Below are 20548 nucleotides of genomic sequence, written 5' to 3' on the forward strand. Positions count from 1 at the left end.
TATGCCCCACCCAGCAGCAAATTACACCGCCGGCGGCATCGGCAGGAGCGGGTTCACGCAGATTTCCGCACGCATTATCGCCACCCATAGGGTGCCAATTTGTGTTGGTGCATACGGTTCGGACACGGCGCAGCTCCGACGACTTTCCCCGTCCCGAACACCTCGCCGCCAAGATCGCCGAAGTCGCCGCCGACCTGGTTGCCGTCGAACCGGAAACCGCGGAGATGGTGGCGAACCGGATCATCGACAACGCGGCGGTGAGCGCCGCCGCCGTGCTGCGCCGGCCCGTCACCGTGGCGCGACAACAGGCGCTGGCCCGTCCCGTGCGCTGCGGGGCCAGGGTTTTCGGCGTCGACGGAACCTATTCGGTCGAGTGGGCGGCCTGGGCCAACAGCGTCGCGGTGCGCGAACTCGACTTCCACGACACGTTTTTGGCCGCCGAGTACTCCCACCCGGGTGACAACATCCCCCCGCTGGTCGCTGTCGCCCAGCAGCTGGGCCTGCCCGGCGCCGACCTGATCCGCGGCCTGGCCACCGCCTACGAGATACAGATCGACCTGGCCCGCGGAATCTGCCTGCACGAGTACAAGATCGACCATGTCGCGCATCTGGGGCCGTCCGTGGCGGCTGGCATCGGGACCATGCTGCGGTTGGACACCGAGACGATCTACCAGGCGGTCGGGCAGGCGCTGCACCTGACCACCAGCACCCGCCAATCCCGCAAGGGGCTGATCTCCAGTTGGAAGGCCTTCGCCCCGGCCCACTCCGGCAAGGTCGCGATCGAGGCCGTCGATCGGGCGATGCGCGGCGAGGGATCTCCGGCGCCCATCTGGGAGGGCGAGGACGGGGTGATCGCCAGGCTGCTGGGTGGGCCCGAACGTGAATACCGCGTGCCGCTGCCCGCTCCCGGCGAGCCGAAGCGCGCGATTCTGGACAGCTATACCAAGGAGCACTCGGCCGAATACCAGAGCCAGGCGCCGATCGACCTGGCCCGACGGTTACGCGAGCGCATCCGCGACCTCGGTGAGATCGCGAGGGTCGTACTGCACACCAGCCACCACACCCATGTAGTCATCGGAACGGGCTCCGGGGATCCGCAGAAGTTCGATCCGGACGCGTCGCGGGAGACGCTCGACCACTCGCTGCCCTACATCTTCGCCGTTGCGCTGCAGGACGGCAGCTGGCACCACGAACGCTCCTACGCTGCCGAGCGGGCCCACCGGCCCGACACCGTCGAGCTGTGGCACAAGATCTCGACGGTGGAGGATCCGGAATGGACCCGCCGCTACCACACGACGGATCCCGCCGAGAAGGCGTTCGGGGCACGCGCCGAGGTCACGCTGAAGAGCGGGGAAGTGATCGTCGACGAGCTGGCCGTCGCCGACGCCCATCCGCTGGGCGCCCGGCCCTTCCGGCGTCCGCAGTACGTGCAGAAGTTCACCGAGCTCGCCGGCGACGTGGTGGAACCGGCCGAGCGGGAACGGTTTCTCTCCACCGTGGACGCGCTCGCCGATCTGCGGTCGGGCGATCTCGGCGCGCTCAACGTGACGGTTGATCCGCGGGCGCTCGGGCGGGCGCCGGTGACGCCGCCGGGACTCTTTCGTGAGTGAAATCGCTTGTGCACAAACGGTTTTCAGTGTGCGTCCAGCGCGGTAATTTCACGTGGTTCCCGCCCTCGGCTCACCCGGAAAGCGCGGGCGAGCTAGGGGCTGGGGGCGGGCCCGCCGTATTGCCACACCAGGTCGTGGGTGCCCGTCATCGTGGGGTTGCACCACATCGTCCTGTTGTTGGCATCCTGGGTGGTCGCATGCAGGACCGTGCAGGCATCACCGGGCGCGGGCGCGTCGGCGCGGGCGACGGGCACGGCACTGACGAACGCCGCCAGCGCTGCGGCCGATATGAGAATTTGAAACCTGGTCATGGTGGACGCCTCCTAGGGGCCGCGCCGATCCGGTTTCACGCTATCCGGGGGCGTCGTCGCAGGCAAAGCCTTCTTGCCGGGCTTGGGTCACGCGCGCCTAGAACACGTTCTAATCTGACCACCATGGGATTTCTCAAGCCCGAGCTGCCGCAGCTCGACATGGCCGAGTGGAACAAGGGCACCCGTAGCGAAAAGATCCGCCCGATGGCCAGGCACTGGGCCGAGGTCGGCTTCGGCACGCCGGTCGCGCTGCACCTGTTCTACGTCGTCAAAATCCTGCTCTACATCCTCTTCGCGTGGCTGTTCGCCTCGGCCACCAGGGGCCTGGGTGGGTTCACCCACGTCGCGTCGTGGTGGTCGGAGCCGATCGTCTTCGAGAAGGTCGTGCTCTACACGATGCTGTTCGAAGTGATCGGGCTCGGTTGCGGCTTCGGGCCGCTGAACAACCGGTTCTTCCCGCCGATGGGCTCGATCCTGTACTGGATGCGGTTCGGCACCATCCGACTGCCACCCTGGCCGGACCGGGTCCCGCTTACCGCGGGCACTAAGCGCAAGCCGATTGATGTCGCGCTGTACGCGCTGTTCCTGCTGGTGACTTTCGCGGCGCTGTTCGCCGACGGTACCGGACCGATGCCCGAGTTGGGCACCACGATCGGGCTGCTGCCCGTCTGGAAGATCGTCCTCATCCTGCTGCTGCTCGGCGTGCTCGGGCTGCGCGACAAGGTGATCTTCCTGGCCGCCCGCGGCGAGGTGTACGCGACGATGGCGGTCACCTTCCTCTTCGGTGCGCCCGACATGATCATCGGGTCCAAGGTGGTGTTCCTGGTCATCTGGATGGGCGCCGCGACGTCGAAGCTCAACAAGCACTTCCCGTTCGTGATCTCCACGATGATGTCCAACAACCCGCTGGTGCGGCCCCGGTGGCTGAAGCGGCAGTTCTTCGAGAAGTTCCCGGACGATCTGCGGCCCGGGCGGTTGTCGCGGTGGGTGGCGCACCTCAGCACGGCGATCGAAATGCTGGTGCCGCTGCCGCTGTTCTTCTGCCACGGCGGCTGGCCCATCACGGTTGCCGCCATAGTCATGGTCTGTTTCCACCTGGGCATCCTGGTGTCGATCCCCATGGGCGTCCCGCTGGAGTGGAACGTCTTCATGATCTTCGGGGTGCTGTCGTTGTTCGTCGCGCACGCCCGCCTCGGTCTGCGCGACCTGAGGCACCCCGTGGTGGTGGCGATCTTGTTCGTCGTCATCGCAGGAATCGTCCTGCTGGGCAACATGTTTCCGCGCAAGATCTCGTTCCTGCCGGGGATGCGGTATTACGCCGGCAACTGGGACACCACGCTGTGGTGCATCAAGCCCTCGGCCACCGACAAGATCACCCGCGGCATCGTGGCGATCGCGAGCATGCCGCAGGCCCAGCTGGAGCGGTTCTACGGCAGCCCGGAGGCCGCGCAAATCCCGCTCTATATGGGATATGCCTTCCGCGGGTTCAACACTCACGGCCGTGCCTTGTTCACGCTCGCGCACCGCGCGATGGCGGGCCAGAACGAGGACGACTACGTCCTGACCGACGGCGAGCGCATCTGCAGCACCGCCATCGGCTGGAATTTCGGCGACGGCCACATGCACAACGAACAGCTGATCGCCGCCCTGCAGGAGCGCTGCCACTTCGCGCCGGGCGAGGTGCGAGTGGTCCTGCTCGACGCGCAGCCCATCCACAAGCAGACCCAGGCCTATCGGCTGGTGGACGCGGCGACGGGCGAGTTCGAGCGCGGCATCGTCCGGGTCGCCGACATGGTGACCCGGCAACCGTGGGCCGACGACGTCCCCGTCGAGGTGCTGTCGGGATAGGTTCGCGAGCGTAACCGCACTGCGAAATAACCGCGTGAAAAGCGCGGTGCGGTTACGCTCGCGGAACGCTAAGCCCCCGCCCGCACCTCCCGCGCGGCGGCGACCATGTTCTTCAGCGACGCGGTGACTTCGTCGGAGTTGCGCGTCTTCAGCCCGCAGTCGGGGTTGACCCAGAGCCGTTCCGCCGGAACGGCTCTCAGCGCCGCGCGCAAGGACTCAGCCATCTCGGCGGTGCTCGGCACCCGCGGCGAGTGGATGTCGTAGACGCCGGGGCCGACGCTGTTGGAGAAGCCGATCGAGTTGAGGTCGTCCAGCACCTCCATGTGTGAACGTGCCGCCTCGATCGACGTCACGTCGGCGTCCAGGTCGGCGATCGCCCCGATCACCTCACCGAACTCCGAGTAGCACAGGTGCGTGTGGATCTGCGTGGCGTCGGCGACGCCGGAGGTGGCCAGCCGGAAAGACCCTACGGCCCAACGCAAGTAGTCCTCCTGATCGGCGCGGCGCAGCGGCAGCAGCTCGCGCAGCGCCGGCTCGTCGACCTGGATGACCGCGATGCCGGCCGACTCCAGGTCCACGGTCTCGTCCCGGATGGCCAGCGCAACCTGGTTGGCGGTGTCGGCCAGCGGCTGATCGTCGCGGACGAACGACCACGCGAGGATGGTGACCGGGCCGGTCAGCATGCCCTTCACCGGCTTGTCGGTCAACGACTGCGCGTACTTGATCCACTCGACGGTCATCGGGTGGGTGCGAATCACGTCGCCGTACAGGATCGGCGGCCGCACGCAGCGGCTGCCGTACGACTGCACCCACCCGTTCTGCGTGGCGAAAAAGCCCTCCAGCTGCTCGGCGAAGTACTGCACCATGTCGTTGCGCTCCGGCTCGCCGTGCACCAGCACGTCGAGCCCGAGTTCCTCCTGCAGCTTGATCACGTCGGCGATTTCCTTCTTCATCCGCTTCTCGTATTCCGCCTGGTCGATCTCGCCGGAGCGCAGCGCGGCGCGCGCCTTGCGGATCGCGGAGGTCTGCGGGTAGGAGCCGATGGTCGTGGTCGGCAGCGGCGGCAGGTGCAGCCGCTCGTCCTGGCTGGCCCGGCGCCCCGCGGCGTCGCCACGGTGGGTGCCCGACGCGACGATCGAGTCGATGCGTTCGCGTAGCCGGTCGTTGTGCAGCCGCGGATCGCTCGTGCGGGAGGCCACCGCGGCATTGGACGCCGCGATCGCATCGGCGACGGCATCGCGTCCGTCGCGCAGTGCGCGCGCGAGCGTCACCACCTCGGCGACCTTCTCCTGGCCGAACGCCAGCCAGCTGCGCAGCGCGTCGTCCAGATCGGTTTCCGGTTCCAGTGAGTACGGCACGTGCATCGTCGAGCAGGAGGTCGAGACCGCCACTCTCGCAGCGCAATCCCGCAGCTTAGCCAACTTGACGAGCGCCGCCTCCAGGTCGGTGCGCCAGACGTTGCGCCCGTCGACGACTCCGGCCACCAGGGTCTTGCCGGCCAATTCCGGTATGCCCGCCACCGCCGTGTCGGGGCCGTACACCAGGTCGACGCCGATCGCCTCGACGGGGGTGCGGGCCAGCCCGGCCAGGGCGGCGCCGGGGTCGCCGAAATAGGTGGCGACGTAGATGGCGGGGCGGTTGCCAGCCTTGCCCAGCGCGCTGTACGTGGCCTCGGCCAGGGCCGGAGCATCGGCGGAGATGTCGGTCACCAACGCGGGCTCGTCGAATTGCACCCACTGCGCACCGTTGTCGACGAGCAAGGACAACAACTCCGAGTAGATCGGCATCAACTCCTGTAGCCGCTCGATCGGAGCATTACCGCCGTTGACCGCCTTGCTCAACAGCAGGAAGGTGATCGGTCCGATGACGACCGGGCGGGCGGGAATCCCTTGCCCGAGAGCTTCTTTCAGCTCGGAGAGCACCTTGTCGGGGTTGAGCGAGAACGTGGTCGCGGGCTCTATCTCGGGAACCAGGTAGTGGTAGTTGGTGTCGAACCACTTGGTCATCTCCAGCGGCGCGACGTCGGAGTTGCCGCGCGCGGCGGCGAAGTAGCGGTCCAGATCGTCGGATGCCTGCGCGGCCCGGGACGGCAGGGCGCCCAGCATCACCGCCGTGTCCAGCATCTGGTCGTAATAGGAGAAGGTGTTCACCGGTATCGAGTCCAGGCCGGCGGCGGCGAGGCCGGCCCACATGTCTCGGCGCAGCGTGGCGGCAACGGATTCCAGCTCCGATCGGCTGGTGCGCCCGGCCCAGTAGCCCTCGGTGGCGCGCTTGAGTTCGCGTTTTGGCCCGATACGGGGGGAGCCGGTGACGGTGGCGGTGAATGGTTGAGCGGTCACGGTCTGGTCCTATCAATCAGCGGGGTGGTCACCGCCGGAGGACGCGCAGCCGATCCGTTGCGGTGTGCACCTTGCGCACAACAGCAACGTATTCAGCCAAACGCCCATTCCACGAGGCGATGAGCCGCCGGACGCGGCGCGCCCGGCACAGCTGGCAGGTCTTCGGACTCGCAGGCGCGCACCGGGTGGTGCTCCTACTGACCGTCGCTTCCCAGTCTTGCGACCAGTGCTTGTGTGACGGCGGTCGTTCCTGCATACCGCTGCGGGACAGTCCCGGGCTCTCACCGGGTTCCCTCTCGCGGGGCGCTACTAACGTGCCTCGCTCGATGCCGAAGCCGCGTGGTGCGGCGACGGCAGACCAGCTGCGTAGCGGAGCTTACGCCCGTCGTGCCGGTCAGCTCGCCAGCGCCTCGGCGATCGGCACCTCGCCGTTGTTGAAATCGATCGTTCGGCCGACGGTCGAGTCGTCCGCCAGTGCGGCCGCCGCCACGAGGGCGACGTCGGCCCGCGACACTTCACCCTTGCCCCGGCCGAGGGTGATGCGCCCGGTGGGCGGTTCGAGGGTGAGCCGGCCCGGTCCCAGCACGGTCCAGTCCAGGCCGCTCGCGCGCAGGTGGGCGTCGGCCGCCGCCTTGGCTTCCGCGTAGGCGAAGAATGAATCACCTTGCGGCACACCGTGATCAGGTCCCGCGCCGAAGTAGGAGACCATGACGAATCGCTTGAGACCTTCGCGTTCGGCGGCATCGATCACCCGGATGGCGGCGTCGCGGTCGACGGCATAGGTGCGGGCCGGGTCGCCGCCGCCGGCTCCCGCCGAGAAGACGACCGCGTCATGGCCGGCCAGCAGGCGGGCCAGGGCGTCGGTGTCGAGCTGTTCGATGTCGGCCACCACCGGCTTGGCCCCGGTGGCCGCGACGTCGTCGGAGTGGTCGGGATTGCGGAACACCGAACTCACCTCGTCGCCGCGTTCGGTGAGGATGCGGGCCAGTTGCAGCGCGACCTTGCCGTGGCCGCCGATGACGATGATCCGTGCCATGCACCCGACGGTAGCTTCCGCGAGGATCGCCCGCGCTCAGGCTGCGGTCGGTGGCTCGCAGTCCCTCGATCACGAGTTCGCCGGCTGACAACGACCCGATGAACCGCTGGCCGTGCTCGGCCGTACATGCAGAGGAGCGTTTTGTTGACCGAGAGGGAACGATGGGGCGGGTAGCTTCCGATGGCGACGGATTGACCACCTTTCGCACCCGGTCACCCGAGCACGCGATCCATCTGTGTGAATCGGCGTTCCATCCCCACAAACTTCGCCTGCTCGGTCCGTCGAAGGATTTCGGCTTCACTCAACGACTCGTGCAGGCCGGATCGATCACGCTGGCCGACCTCACTTACGACACCGACGTGTCGCTCGGTTTCGCGGAGGGCCGCGACAGCTACTACGTACACATTCCGATTCAGGGCTGGCTCGAGTCGCAACAACTCGGGCAGGAGCTGGTGTCTTCTCCGACCACCGCGTCGATATACCGCCCCAATGCCGACATGGCGGTGACCCGATGGCCCGGCGGCAGTCGTCATCTGGGGGTCAATATTGATCGACTGGTTGTCGACACTGCGCTTGAGACCCTCCTGGGCCGCCGGCCGGAGGCCGCCGTCGCATTCGACCCGACGTTGCCGCTCACGGACGGCCCCACCAGGAGTTGGGTGAGTCAGCTTTTCTGGATCAACCGAGAACTGGGCCGCGTCGACAACCCTTTGCGACACTGGGCCGTTCTAGACCGACTGGCGGAGAGCCTGGTCTACGGATTGCTCTTGGTAGCGAACCATCCCCATCGCGAGGAGCTGGCGTCCGCGGTGCGGCCGGCCAGACCGGCAGCTGTGCGCGAAGCGATGGACATCATCGAAAGAGCGCCGCAGTCGCCGTTGTCAACTGCGGCGCTGGCGCGACAATGCAACGTCAGCGTGCGGGCACTGCAGGAAGGCTTCCAGCGGAGCCTCGGGATGTCGCCGATGGGTTACGTTCGTGCGGTCAGGCTGCGCCGCGCGCACGCCGATCTGCGTGCGGCGCATTCGTCGCAAACCACCGTCGCGGCCATCGCCCAGCGTTGGGGGCTGGGCCACCTCGGTCGGTTCGCCGCGGCCTACCAAGCCACGTTTGGCGAGACGCCGGTCCAAACCCTTCGCGCTAGCGCCGACTGACGCGGCCTCGCGGGGCGGGGCCGGTCGCGTTCGGCGGTCCCGGCCGGCATATCCGGAAAACGCGGAGCGGTAGCCGGCCACCGCGCCTGTCCGCGCCGGACATCGCCAGTGATCACGCCGCCGGTGTAGCCATGAAACATGGCTGGAACCAACCGGTTTCGACGAACGTCGATGACCGCCCCGCCAGGTTGAGGAGATGAGGAACGAAATGACATCGGCATCCGATGAACGAGGATTTCTCGCAGCGGTATTCGCGGATCGCGCGCACCGCAATCAGAGGCGACTTGCTGCCCGGCTGAAGCCGCAATACGACTTCATCGTGTGCGGATCCGGGTCCTCCGGATCCGTGGTCGCCCGCCGGCTGGCGGAAAACCCTGACGCCAGCGTCCTCGTCCTTGAGGCCGGTGGCTGCGACGACGGGCCCGAAATCAGGCAACCGGAGATGTGGCTTGCGAATCTGGGGAGCGACCGCGACTGGAAGTTCACCGCCGAGCCGAATTGCCACTTGAACGGGCGCGCCATCCCGTACTCGATGGGGAAGGTCTTGGGTGGTGGCTCCAGTATCAATGTCATGGTGTGGGCGCGGGGGCACAGAAACGATTGGAATTACTTCGCCGCTGAAGCCAAAGACCCGCAATGGAACTATGATTCGGTGCTGTCCATCTACCGGGCGATCGAGGATTGGCACGGTGTTCCCGATCCAGAACACCGTGGCACGGGTGGGCCGGTATATGTCGAACCCGCAGCCGAGCCCAGCCCGATCGCGCATGCGGGACTCGCGGCCGCAAGCTCGCTGGGCATTCCGACCTTCACCAGCCAGAACGGTGCTCTGATGGAACGAGAAGGCGGCGCGTCGATTGTTGACCTGCGTATCCGTAACGGGCTGCGCCAGTCGGTGTTTCGCACGTACCTGTACCCGCTGACGGACCGGCCGAATTTGACGGTTCTGACGGGCGCGTTGGTTACTCGAGTGGCGCTCGACGGCGGGCGCGCCACCGGCGTGGAGTTCATTCACGGCGGCAAGTCGCACCGCATCGAGGCGAAATCCGAGGTGGTTCTGTCGCTCGGAGCGATTCACACACCCAAGGTCCTCATGCAATCCGGGATCGGTGACCAGAATGAGTTGCGACCGCACGGTATTCCGGTCGTACAGCATCTGCCGGGCGTCGGCCGAAATCTCCAGGACCACCCGGGATTCTCCTGCGTCTGGGAGTACCGGGAACCGCTACCCTGGCGCAACAGCGGTGGGGAGATGACGGTCTTCGCCCGAAGCGACTCCAGTTTGCGCACGCCGGACCTGCAGGCTTATCAACTCGAGTTTCCGTTCTCCAGCGAGAAGAACGCCGAAAGATTCGGCTTACCGGAGTCAGGCTGGAGCATGTATGGCGCAGTGGTGCGCCCGAAAAGTCGCGGACAGATTCGGCTGACCGGGCCGAACCCGGACGACCCGGTGCGGATCCACGCCAATCTCCTCTCGCACCCCGACGACCTCACTGCCGCGGTGTCGTGTCTCGAACTGTGTCGCGAACTTGGCAATTCGGGGCCTCTTCGTCGATTCAGCAAACGCGAAGTCATGCCGGGGAGCCTCACCAAGGCTGACCTCGCGCGCTTTATCCGCAACGAAGCCACGACTTATCACCATCAGACAAGCACGGCGAAGATGGGTCGGGACAGCATGTCGGTGGTGGATGCTGCCTTGAAAGTGTATGGCGTGGAGGGCCTTCGGATCGCGGATGCGTCCATCATGCCGCGTGTCACCACCGGAAACACCATGGCCCCTTGCGTCGTGATCGGCGAGCGCGCCGGACAGATCCTGCGCCACCGGCACGCTCTGTGAGCCGACTCGGAGAAATGAAAATGGGATCGAAACCCTTGGTGGACCTGACCGGTAGCTTTACCAGACGGATGCACGACGTACTCGCCGAGGCCGCGCGACGCGGACCGTTGGCGACAGACGAGACAACCGGCGCAACCGTGGTGTTGCGGCATCGCGACGTTGAAACACTGGCCCGCGACGAGCGGCTGAACGGAATCGGGCTGGCCCTGTTCGACACCATGGGCATCAGCGACGGGCCCCTGCGCGACTGGTACAGCAAGCTGATGTTCACCACCGAGGGTGATTATCATCGCCGCCTGCGGTCGCTGGTCTCCCGCGCCTTCACCCCGCGCTCGGTCGAGGAGCTGAGGTCGACCGCAGCGGACATGGCCGCCGCTGCCATCGCTTCGGCGATGCTGAACGGGGGAGACCTGGTGGCTTCCTGCGCCGGACTGTCAACCCGGTTGATCTGTCGCCTCCTCGGAGTCCCGGACAGCGATGTCGGTGTGTTCTCCCGATGGGCGGATGCTCTGAGCCCGGTGTTTTATGTGATGACGCCCGGCCAGATCGCGGGGGCGACGAGCGCGATCGTCGAATTGCAGCACTATGTCGAGGCGCTGGCGCAGCGCCGAACCGAAGACCCCGGTCCCGATCTCATCACCGGCTTGTTGACCGCCGAGGCCGGCGGGGAGATGCTCACCCGCGACGAGACCGTGGCGATGATCGCGAATCTTCTTGTCGCCGGCCATGACACGATGGGCAGTCAGATACCGTGCAGCCTGCTGATGACGTTGCAGTACCGCGACCGCCTCACTGAGGTGGCGCACGATGACACGCGGCTTGCGAGTGCTGCCGCTGAGACCATGCGCCTCGAGCCCAGCATCCCGCTCATACCGCGCACCGCCGTCGCGCCGATCGACCTGCACGACACAACCATCCCGGCGGGGGAGATGGTGCTGCTCTGCATCGCCTCGGCATGCCGGGACGCCTCGGCGTGGCGGTCGCCGAACTGCTTCGATCCCGAGCGGTTCACCCGGGCGGGCACGCCCCGGCTCATGAACTTCGGTGCCGGAGCGCATTACTGCCTGGGTACCTCGCTCGCGAAAGTCGTGGTGGAGGAGTGCGTACGCGCCGCGCTCGCCGCACGGCCCGCCCTGCACTTGGGGCAGGACCCCGCCCGCATCCCGTGGCGCCGCATGCTGGGCCGCAGCCCGGTACGCCTGCTCATCGGCGTCGACGAGAGCTAGAGCTTTACCCGCCCCATAATGATGTCGATGATCGGCTTGCCGGGCGGATAGGCGTTGGTGAGCGAGGCCATCGTGTGCCCGTAGTCCACCAGCAACGTGATCCCGTTGATGCCGAAGGCGGCGGCGCTGTTCAGGAACGCCATCACATCACCCATCTGCTCCGGGGTGTGCACCTTCGAACCGGTCTCTTCGCGATAGTCCTGCGCGAAGGTAAGCCAGAGGTCGGCGTTGGCCTGGGCCAGCGGGGTGTCGGTGGGTCCTGGGCAGATCGCGTTGATCCGGATGCCCTTCTTCAGCAGCGGGTAGCCCTGGGTCGCGACGTAGGCGTTGACGACCTTCTTCGAGAGGCCGTAGTGGATGATGCCTTCGGCTTCGTGCGCCTTGACCCACTCTTGCGCCGAGGCGAAGTCCGGCGTGGCGAGGAACTCCGTCAGCAGCTCCAGGTCGTTCTCCCAGCCCATGCCGGCGACGGACGAGATGAAGCAGATCGCCGAGCCCGAGGGGAGCTGGTTCTTTGCGACCAGGCGGTCGATGAGATGCCGGTGGCCGATGAAGTTGATCGCCATTAGGTCGGTTGTGCCTTCGGCGATGCCGGCGGCCGAGAACAGGGCGTGGATCGGGCCGTCCAGCTGCTCGACCGCGGCGTCGATCGACGCAGGATCGCGCAAGTCCACCTGGATGGACTTGGCGACGTCGTAGTTGACCGGCGCGTAATCCATCACGATCACCTCGGCGCCCAGCTCTGCGGCCGACTTGGCCGCCGCGGCGCCCATGCCGGTGGCGCCGCCAACGACGAGAGCCCGCTTGCCGTCGTAACGCAACCGATCGACAACAGTCATGGAAATCCCCTTCTCATCCACTGCCAACGCGATTCTAATCGCCCAACTGTATGGGTAACAGTTTTTTGGTTCAACACCTACCCTGCGCGAACCGCGACACCACGCAATACCGTGTCCCGCACGTGCACCAATGCCGCGCGTTTGCCGACCTCGGCAAGGATGTTCTCCGGTATCCACTGCAAGCCGATGACGCAGCGCGCCAGCATCGCCGTCGACGCGCCGTCCACACTGATCTCGCTGGATCGGATGCCCTCGGAAAGTAGCGTTTTCATCTGCCGGAGTCGCGTCGCGTACAACCAGCCCGGGTTGGGAGTGTCCGGCGGCGATTGACGCATCCAGGCGAGCTGGATGCGGAACTCGTCGGAAAACCGATCGAGCGCATTGACGTTGACCCAGCTCAGTGCATCCAGCTTCGCGGTCGGCGTGGCATCCGAACGCAGGACGTTGACCCAGCCCGCCTCGACTTTCCGGCCGAACGATTCCATGATCGACGCGAGTAGCTCGTCCTTCGATCCGATCACCCGGTAGACGGTTCCGGTCCCGAGGCCGGCCGCGGACGCGATGTCCCTGATGGTGGTGGCCTCGTAGCCTTTGCGGCCGAATTCCGTTCGCGCCACCGCACGAACGTGCGCCGCTTTGTCGCTGGGATCGGCGTCGCTGTCATCCGACCAGGTCTCGATGACCCCCCTGGCGGCGGCGAAGGCGTTGGACCGGTCGAGCTCCGAGTCGGTGGGCGGCCGGGTTGCCAATCCCTGCAACATGATTCGGCACAGCAGCGCGGCGACCTGGTCAGGGGGCGACTTATGCCGCATGACGTCGAGGCCAACCTGCAGCATGGTTTGGCAGATCCGGTCGGCCAAGGTGGGTAGATCGATGTCGGGTTTGATGTAGCCGCTCCACCTGCCCGCGCGCAGGGTTTGCAGCATCGCCTCCTGAATCGCCACGGGCCGCTGCTGCGTCAGCTTCATCAGCTCCGGATCCGTGCTCGGCCCCTCGTAGAACGACATCTGCAGCGCCGCCCGGTGCCGCACGGCGCACTCGGCGATGGCCGAGCCCAGTTCGACGATCTGCTCGGGAACCGGGCGGGGGTCGGGTTTGTCCAACTTCGCTTGCGCGGCTTGCCCGATCCGGTCCAGATCCTCCTGATAGCGGTGGATCAACTCAATGAGGATCGCCTCTTTGGACTCGAAATGGTGGTAGAGGCTGCCGGGAAGAATTCCCGCGGCGTCGGCGATCTCCTGCAACGAGGTCCGCAAGCCCGACTGCGCGATCAACGAGGCGGCGGTGGTGAGGATCTCGGTCCGGCGAGTCCCCAAATCGGCTGTGACGCCGGCTCGCAATGACTCCGCTTTCGGCATGATCAGCCGGGCGCACGTCCGGACGATTGCGGACTGGCATCCATTCGCACTCGTCCCTCTCACCGAACCAAATCTTTGTTAAAGGCTATCAGACCCGGAGTGACGAATGCGCTGCATAACGGCGGTGCCGGGGACCATTCTAAAGCGCGGGTCCGTCCCAACCGTCACACGCGACCACCTCGTCGACGGGTCGTCGCCGGGCGGGCCGGAACGTGTGCCCGGCGCGCAGCCGGCCCACCGGAAGCAGGCATCCCTGGACATAGCTTTCGGGAATCCCCAGCAGCCGCCGCACCTCCGCCTCGCGATGCAGGTGCAGGGTGGTGATGCAGGTTCCGTATCCGCGGGTGTGTAGCGCCAGCTGAAAGTTCCAGACCGCCGGGTAGATCGAGCCGTACAGCGTGGCCTGGTGAAACGATTCGTCGCCCTCGATGCGGGGCAGGTAGGGCTGATAGCAGGGGATCACCAGCAGCGGAACCCTCGACATGTTCTCGACCAGCCACTCCGTCGACGACATGATCCGGTTCTCCGGCGTTCCGGCCGGCATCAGGTCGGCGATCAGCTGGCCGCCGACCCGCAGCAGGTAGGCCGCGCGGTACAGCTCGGCGATCTCAGCGCGTAACGCCGGGTCGGTGACCACCAGCCAGCGCCAGGACTGCTGATTGGAGCCGTTGGCCGCCTGCAAGCCGATGCGCAGGCACTCCCGGATGTCCGCGAGGTCGACCGGCGCGTCCAGGTCGAGCGTCTTGCGTGCCGAGCGGGTAGCGGTGAGCAGGTACTCGATGTCCATCACCGGTTCCCCCTGTTGGCAAGGCGCGCACCGAGTTCGGTGAGGTATCGATCGGGCCCGGCCAGGAACGCGCTCCAGCTGAGCAGGCGCTTGAGGTAGAGATGCGCGTCGTGCTCCCAGGTGTAGCCGATCCCGCCGAACACCTGGATCGCCGTGTCGCCCACCGTGGCAAGCCGCCCGGCGAACGCCTTCGTCCGGATGGCGGATTGGTGCCGTTCGTCGGCGTCGGCGTTGTCGGCGGCCCACAGCGCGTGGATCATGCCACTGCGGGCCAACTCCACGGTCTCGAACATATCGACGCACAGATGCTGGACTGCCTGGAACGAGCCGATCGGCTGCCCGAATTGCGTTCTGGTCTTGGCGTATTCGATGGCCGCGGTCATGACGGCTCGTGCAGCGCCGAGTGCGTCGGCCGCCGTCGCGATCAGCACATCGTCGATCACCGCGGCGACGTCCCCCGGGGCGGCCGCGGCCAGCCGCCGCGCGCGCGCTGAGTCGAGCGTGACCCGGAAGCGCTTGCGGGTCTGGTCGATACCGCGCTCCGGCGCAACCGAAACGCCCGGCGAGTCGGTGCGGATCGCGAAAAGCCCTCGACCGCCGTCGTCCTCGGCGAGCGCCAGCAGCACGTCCGCGGCGGCGACGTCGGGGACGGCGGTCATGTCGCCCCGTAAGACGACATCATCGCCCCGCCGGCTCGCGGCCACCGGCGCGCTTTCGGCATCGAGGAAGCCGACGGTGGCGACCGTGGTGCCGTCGGAGATCCCGCTCAGCAGCTCGGCCGCGGCGTCGGTTGGCCCGAGCCGCGTCAGCGCCCGGGTGGCGGCGACCGCGGTCGACAACCATGGCCCCGGGTGCAGGGCGGCACCGAGCTCTTCGGCAACGATTCCGGCCTCGACCATCGTCATGCCGGCGCCGCCGTGGGCCTCCGGCACCAGCAGACCCGTGATCCCGAGGCCGGTCAGGCCGCGCCACACGGGCTCGGTGACGCCGGTCGGGTCGTCGAGCAGCGGGCGCACATGGTCGGCGATGGAAGCTTTTTCGGCGAGATAGCGTCGGGTGGTGTCGCGCAGCGCGACCTGCTCGTCGGAGAGTTCGAGGTTCATTTGCGAGGCAACCCGAGTACCCGCTGGGCGGTGATGTTCTTGGTGATCTGGCTGGTACCGCCCGCGATGGTCAGCGAGCGCGACGTCAGGCGGTAGTTCGCCCACGGCGCGCCAGCGCCGCTCGTGCCCAGCACGTCAAAGGCCAGCGCGGCCATGTCCTGTCCGATCTCACCCCACACGGTCTTGGCGAGGCTCGCCGATCCGAAGGCGTCACCGCCATGCAGCGTGGCCGAGATCGAGCGCTGGCAAAGGACTTCCAGATACTTGATGCGCAGCGCGATTTCGCCGAGGCGCCGCAGCGTCACGGGGTCTTCGAGCGCGTCGCTGTGCGCGGCGATGTCGTCGGTCAATTCTTCGAGCCGCACCTGCATCTCGGCGTACAGCCGGGCGGCCCCGGCCCGCTCGTGGCTGAGCGTGGTGGTTGCCACCTGCCATCCCCCGTTCAGCGGACCGAGCAACGCGTCCGCAGGCACGCGCACGTCGTGAAAGAACACCTCGGCGAAATCGGCGTCGCCGTTGAGCGTTACCAGCGGACGGACTTCGATGCCCGGCAGTCTCATGTCGACGATCAGGCAGGAGATGCCCTTGTGCTTGGGCGCTTCGGGGTCAGTACGCACGTAGAGCTGGCACCAGTCCGCCCGATGCCCCAGCGACGTCCAGATTTTCTGGCCGTTGACGACGAAGTCGTCACCGTCGCGCGCCGCGCGGGTGCGCAGCGCGGCGAGGTCGGACCCCGCTTCGGGTTCCGACATCCCTTGGCACCAGATGTCGTCGGCCCGCATCATGCGGGGGAGCAGCGTGAGCTTCTGTGACTCGGTGCCGTATTGCATGATGGCCGGCGCGATGTTGTTTAGGCCAATGACGTTGAGCGGCATGGGGGCTCGCGCCCGCGTGGTTTCCTCGGTGTAGACGAGTTGCTCGAGAACCGTCGCGCCGCGGCCGCCGTACTCGCGAGGCCACGAGACCGCGGCCCAGCCGGCATCGGCCATCGTGGCGCTCCAGGCGCGCAGCATCTCGAAGGCGACGTCGTCTCGTCCGGCGGGCCGACGGGCCGCCACCAGCTCGTCGGTCAGGTTCTTCGATAGCCAGTCGCGCAGCTCGGCGCGGAACTGCTCCACTTCCGCCGGGTATGAAAAGTCCACTTTTCCTTGTTTTCTGGTGAATTTGCGACCTAGCCGGACTTTACGGTCGAGCGGATAGCCGGTCAACAACGGCGGCGGCGCCCGGCGATTGACTGCGGTGGCACCGGACTCTACGGTGGAACAGATATTTGGTCAACGGAGTCCAGGCGGTTCGGAGATTGAGTATGTCCACCGACGTTCGCGGTGACCGGCTGCCGGGTCTCGGCATGCTCGCATCCGCGCTCGCGGGCCGGGCCGTAGCGGTGGCCGAACTGCGTCCGGGCGAACCGTCGTGGACCGACGGCCAGACCATTCACGTCGACGCGGGTGCGAGCGCCCGCCGGCAGCTCGAAGCCGTTGCCGTGCAGGCGTCGATGATCGCGGCCGGCAGCCTGGATCCGGACATGATGCGCCCCCTACTGCGCCGCCCTCGGGTGGCCAAGCGCTACCTGGCGGTGGAGGGGCACCGCGCGCTCGCGGCCAACGCCGACCTGTTGCCGGGCGTTCTGGCTTCCCTCGCCGACCCCGACGCCGCGGGGCGGAGCGATTCGCCCGCCACTTCGCTGCGGCTCGCCGACGGGCGGGAGCCGATCGGTAACCCCGCACCGGAATTCGGCATCATTCGCGCCGGGAAGGTGCTGGCCGCGTCGGCCCGGGCGCCCGAACGGCGAGAAAAGGAACAACCCGGGCATATCCCGAGGAGCGGCGGCACCGACGATCTGAAAGAACTCGCCGTGGACGAGACCGACGACTCCGACGGCCCCGACATGTTCACCAGCCCGGTGGGTGGGGGCGGTTTCATCGGCAAGTGGCTGAAGAAGATGCTGTCTTCGGCGCGCAACACCGCTAACGGCGGCGGACCACCCGGCGCGGACACCCCGACGCATCGGACCGACTCCGCCAGGCGCAGGTTGCACGCGGTGACCTCGCTGGCCCCCACGTCGAGCGGGGACGGCGAAGATCAGCCGAAGCCCACGGACGGCTTCACGTATCCGGAATGGGACGCCGGCCGCAAGAAGTACCGCTCAGCGTGGTGCACGGTGCGCGAGGTCGAGGCGGGGATCAAACCGTCCGTGACGCACGCGATCGAACCCGCCATCAGCGTGCGCCGCCCACTCTCCCGACTCGGGATGGGCCTGCACCGCCGCCACCGGCAGTCGCAGGGCGACGACATCGACATCGACGCGGCGGTCGAGGCCCGGGTTGAGGTGCTGGCGGGATCGGTGCCTGACGAGGCGGTGTACCTGGACAGCCTCCGCCGCAGGCGAGACCTGTCGGTGCTGCTCCTGCTCGACGTGTCGGGGTCGGCGGCCGAGCCGGGCACGGTGGGGCGGACGGTGCATCAGCAACAGCGGGCGGCGGTCGCCAACCTCACCGTCGCACTTCACGACCTGGGCGACCGGGTTGCGCTCTACGCCTATTACTCGCAGGGGCGGCGCGCGGTGACCGTGGTGCCGGTGAAGCGGTTCGACGACCACCTCGACACGCGAGTCATGAAGCGGCTCAACAGCCTTGAACCCGGCGCGTACTCACGCCTCGGTGCGGCCATTCGGCACGGGTCGGCGGTGCTGGAGGCGCGCGGTGGCACGTCGCGGCGGCTGCTGATGGTGGTTTCCGACGGGCTCGCCTACGACCACGGGTACGAGCGGACCTACGGCGCCGCCGACGCGCGCCGCGCCCTGAGCGAGGCCCGCCATCGTGGCACCGGCTGCGTCTGCCTGACCGTCGGCGCGGGAACCGACGTGGCGTCGCTGCGCCGGGTCTTCGGCACCGCCGCGCACGCCACCATCGCGCGCCCGGACCAACTCGCCGGCGTGATCGGGCCGCTGTTCCGGTCCGCACTGCGCTCGGCCGAGGTCCGCCGCAGGGTGTCGTGACATGCCGCCCGATCGCATCGCCGAACTTAAACATGCTCGTCAGAGCGCTTGAAACAAATATCTGTTCCGATATAGGCTGCATGCACCGTCGGTAGCAGAAGGGGAAGCTATGGCCAACGAGTCCGGGCTTGCGCACCGGAACGGCGCGGTCCCCGAAGCCGGCGGAACGCGGCCGTATTACCAAGCGATCGGCGGCGAGGAAGCCATTTTCAAGGCCGCGTACCGCCAGGGGCTGGCCGTCGTCCTGAAGGGCCCGACGGGATGCGGCAAAACCCGATTCGTTGAGGCGATGGCCCATGACCTCGGGCGGCCGCTGATCACCGTCGCCTGCCATGACGACCTCACCACCGCGGATCTCGTCGGCCGGTATCTGCTGCGGGGCGACGAGACGGTGTGGCTGGACGGACCGCTGACCCGGGCGGTGCGCGAGGGCGCGATCTGCTATCTCGACGAGGTGGTGGAAGCGCGGCAGGACACCACCGTGGTGCTGCATCCGCTCGCGGATCACCGGCGACAGCTGCCGATCGAACGACTTGGAGTCACGCTGGACGCGGCACCCGGATTCGGCCTGGTGGTGTCCTACAACCCCGGCTACCAGAGCGTGCTGAAGGACCTCAAAGATTCCACCCGGCAGCGGATGGTCGCCATCGAATTCGATTTCCCCGCAGCAGATGTCGAAGAAGGCATCGTCACGCACGAGGCCGGGGTGGACCCTGCCACCGCCGCCGAACTGGTGCGGTTCGGACAAGCTATCCGCCGACTGGAAACCGGAGGACTGCGCGAAGTCGCGTCAACCCGGGTACTGATCGCGGCGGGCCGGCTCATCGTGGAGGGGCTGACGATGCGCGAGGCGGCTCGCGCCGCGATCGCGGGGCCTCTCACCGACGACGTGGCGGTGGGCAGGGCGCTGGGCGAGATGATCGAAATCTATCTGGGCGGGGCATCGAATGAATTGCGGCAGTGAGCTAGTCACCGGGAGGTCAGATGTCCTACGAAAGCAGCGCTGAGCCGATCAAGGTCGGCTACCTGATGGATTTCACGCTGCCACCGGGGTTCCCGGAAGAACTGATGGCGAGTTTCACGCGGTGCTTCGACCTCGTATTCGAAGAAGCCGTCGAACAGGGCCTGATCGATCGTCCGGTGCAGATGATCTACCGCGAGGTGGAGGGTTTACCCAAAGGTTCGGTCAAGTCGGTGATCGACGCTTTCGGCGAGCTGGTCGACGAGGGCTGTCTGGTGGTGTTCGGGCCGCACATCACCGACAACTGCGTGCCGACCCGCGAGGCGATCGAGGAGCGGTTCAAGGTGCCGGCGATCAGCGTCACCGGCACCGACGACTGGCTGGGCGAATGGACCTTCGCCTTCCCGCAGGGCTCGATGACCGACGAGCCGATCTTCATCGCCGACCTCGTCGCCAAACGCGGACTCTCCGAGATCGGAGTACTCGTGGAGCAGAACCTGATCGGCGAAAGCTACCTGAAGAACCTGCGAACCGCATGCCGCCGCAAGGGGATCCGAATCGTCGCGGAAGCGGCGATCGCCCAGACCGCGCAAGACATCAACGACGCCGTCCGCGCGCTGCACGAGGCCAAGTCCGAGGCGGTCGTGCATCTGGGCTTCGGCTTCGGCATCGTGTTTATCAACCCCGCGCTGGAAGCCGTCGACTGGGATCCACCGCGATTCACCACCACCGCTTTCCAGAACGCCTGGGTGAACCCCATCATGTGGGACGCGTTCATGGGGTGGGTCGGGGTCGACCAGTATGACGAGGCGAACCGGCTCGGCCAGGAATTCCTCGACCGGTACGCGATGAAATACGACGGCAGCCGGCCCGAATATTGCGTATCGGTGGTCAACCATGACGTTGCCGCCACACTCGTCCGCGCGTTTTCCGACGCTCACCCACTCAGCCCGCGCGGCGTCAAAGAGGCATTGGAGCGGGTGAAGATGATGCCCGCCGCGTCGGGCGCACCCGGCACCCGCGTCTCCTTCGGGAAATGGACCCGCCGTGCCTGGATGGGCGCCGGCTATCTGGTCGCACGGACGCTCGACGCCGACCACACCAACTCGCATCTCGTCGATCGCTTCGGAGAGTAAGGCTG

At 66.9% G+C, this 20548-nt stretch carries 16 protein-coding genes and 1 riboswitch; of the genes, 8 read left to right on the forward strand and 8 right to left on the reverse strand.

Annotation, left to right across the window (positions count from 1 at the left end):
• The first annotated feature begins 101 nt into the window (after window positions 1–101).
• Window positions 102–1610, forward strand: coding sequence for a 2-methylcitrate dehydratase PrpD (gene prpD, locus A5697_RS00810; protein ID WP_082953175.1), 1509 nt, complete (start codon window positions 102–104; stop codon window positions 1608–1610).
• A gap of 92 nt (window positions 1611–1702) precedes the next feature.
• Here prpD and A5697_RS00815 read toward each other — a convergent pair whose 3' ends face one another.
• Window positions 1703–1921: a hypothetical protein gene (locus A5697_RS00815; RefSeq protein ID WP_067949788.1), complete on the reverse strand. Its 219-nt coding sequence runs from the start codon at window positions 1919–1921 to the stop codon at window positions 1703–1705.
• Between the two features lie 123 nt (window positions 1922–2044).
• Between A5697_RS00815 and A5697_RS00820 the strand changes: the two genes are divergently transcribed.
• Window positions 2045–3769: a DUF3556 domain-containing protein gene (locus tag A5697_RS00820; RefSeq protein ID WP_068007103.1), complete on the forward strand. Its 1725-nt coding sequence runs from the start codon at window positions 2045–2047 to the stop codon at window positions 3767–3769.
• A 68-nt stretch (window positions 3770–3837) separates the two neighbouring features.
• Here A5697_RS00820 and metE read toward each other — a convergent pair whose 3' ends face one another.
• Both metE and A5697_RS00830 read right to left on the reverse strand, forming a co-directional pair.
• Window positions 3838–6108, reverse strand: a complete 2271-nt coding sequence (metE, locus tag A5697_RS00825) for a 5-methyltetrahydropteroyltriglutamate--homocysteine S-methyltransferase (RefSeq protein ID WP_068007105.1) — start codon at window positions 6106–6108, stop codon at window positions 3838–3840.
• Between the two features lie 135 nt (window positions 6109–6243).
• Window positions 6244–6437, reverse strand: a riboswitch (cobalamin riboswitch).
• A gap of 65 nt (window positions 6438–6502) precedes the next feature.
• The gene (locus A5697_RS00830) at window positions 6503–7144 is read right to left on the reverse strand and encodes an SDR family oxidoreductase (protein WP_068007110.1); all 642 of its coding nucleotides are present in this window, start codon (window positions 7142–7144) and stop codon (window positions 6503–6505) included.
• A gap of 191 nt (window positions 7145–7335) precedes the next feature.
• Here A5697_RS00830 and A5697_RS00835 point away from each other — a divergent pair, with 191 nt between their 5' ends.
• From A5697_RS00835 to A5697_RS00845, 3 genes are all read left to right on the forward strand, one after another.
• Window positions 7336–8298, forward strand: coding sequence for an AraC family transcriptional regulator (locus tag A5697_RS00835; protein WP_197500874.1), 963 nt, complete (start codon window positions 7336–7338; stop codon window positions 8296–8298).
• A gap of 208 nt (window positions 8299–8506) precedes the next feature.
• On the forward strand, window positions 8507–10135 hold the full coding sequence (locus tag A5697_RS00840) for a GMC family oxidoreductase (protein ID WP_156673028.1): 1629 nt from the start codon (window positions 8507–8509) through the stop codon (window positions 10133–10135).
• Window positions 10136–10155: 20 nt separating this feature from the next.
• The gene (locus A5697_RS00845) at window positions 10156–11361 is read left to right on the forward strand and encodes a cytochrome P450 (RefSeq protein ID WP_197500875.1); all 1206 of its coding nucleotides are present in this window, start codon (window positions 10156–10158) and stop codon (window positions 11359–11361) included.
• Here the strand turns inward: A5697_RS00845 and A5697_RS00850 are convergent.
• The 5 genes from A5697_RS00850 to A5697_RS00870 form a co-directional block, all read right to left on the reverse strand.
• Window positions 11358–12200: an SDR family oxidoreductase gene (locus A5697_RS00850; protein WP_068007118.1), complete on the reverse strand. Its 843-nt coding sequence runs from the start codon at window positions 12198–12200 to the stop codon at window positions 11358–11360. The genes A5697_RS00845 and A5697_RS00850 overlap by 4 nt on opposite strands.
• Window positions 12201–12277: 77 nt before the next feature.
• Complete coding sequence (locus A5697_RS00855; RefSeq protein ID WP_068007120.1) at window positions 12278–13558, reverse strand: TetR/AcrR family transcriptional regulator; 1281 nt, start codon at window positions 13556–13558, stop codon at window positions 12278–12280.
• A gap of 139 nt (window positions 13559–13697) precedes the next feature.
• Entirely contained in the window at window positions 13698–14345 is a 648-nt protein-coding gene (locus A5697_RS00860; RefSeq protein WP_068007125.1) for a nitroreductase family protein, read from the reverse strand.
• Window positions 14345–15448 carry an acyl-CoA dehydrogenase family protein gene (locus A5697_RS00865; protein ID WP_068007128.1) on the reverse strand — a complete coding sequence of 368 codons (1104 nt, stop codon included), beginning with the start codon at window positions 15446–15448 and terminating at the stop codon, window positions 14345–14347. The genes A5697_RS00860 and A5697_RS00865 overlap by 1 nt, the downstream gene beginning before the upstream one ends.
• Complete coding sequence (locus tag A5697_RS00870; protein WP_067947603.1) at window positions 15445–16590, reverse strand: acyl-CoA dehydrogenase family protein; 1146 nt, start codon at window positions 16588–16590, stop codon at window positions 15445–15447. The genes A5697_RS00865 and A5697_RS00870 overlap by 4 nt, the downstream gene beginning before the upstream one ends.
• A 164-nt stretch (window positions 16591–16754) precedes the next feature.
• On the opposite strand from A5697_RS00870, the gene A5697_RS00875 reads away from it, so the two are divergent.
• The 3 genes from A5697_RS00875 to A5697_RS00885 all read left to right on the forward strand — a co-directional run bounded on the left by A5697_RS00875 (window position 16755) and on the right by A5697_RS00885 (window position 20543).
• On the forward strand, window positions 16755–18446 hold the full coding sequence (locus A5697_RS00875; RefSeq protein WP_068007131.1) for a nitric oxide reductase activation protein NorD: 1692 nt from the start codon (window positions 16755–16757) through the stop codon (window positions 18444–18446).
• Between the two features lie 109 nt (window positions 18447–18555).
• Window positions 18556–19410, forward strand: coding sequence for a CbbQ/NirQ/NorQ/GpvN family protein (locus tag A5697_RS00880; RefSeq protein WP_068007134.1), 855 nt, complete (start codon window positions 18556–18558; stop codon window positions 19408–19410).
• Between the two features lie 20 nt (window positions 19411–19430).
• Complete coding sequence (locus A5697_RS00885; protein WP_067947600.1) at window positions 19431–20543, forward strand: ABC transporter substrate-binding protein; 1113 nt, start codon at window positions 19431–19433, stop codon at window positions 20541–20543.
• Window positions 20544–20548: the final 5 nt, after the last annotated feature.

It is taken from the genome of Mycobacterium sp. E3251, assembly GCF_001666835.1.
GTDB lineage: Bacteria > Actinomycetota > Actinomycetes > Mycobacteriales > Mycobacteriaceae > Mycobacterium.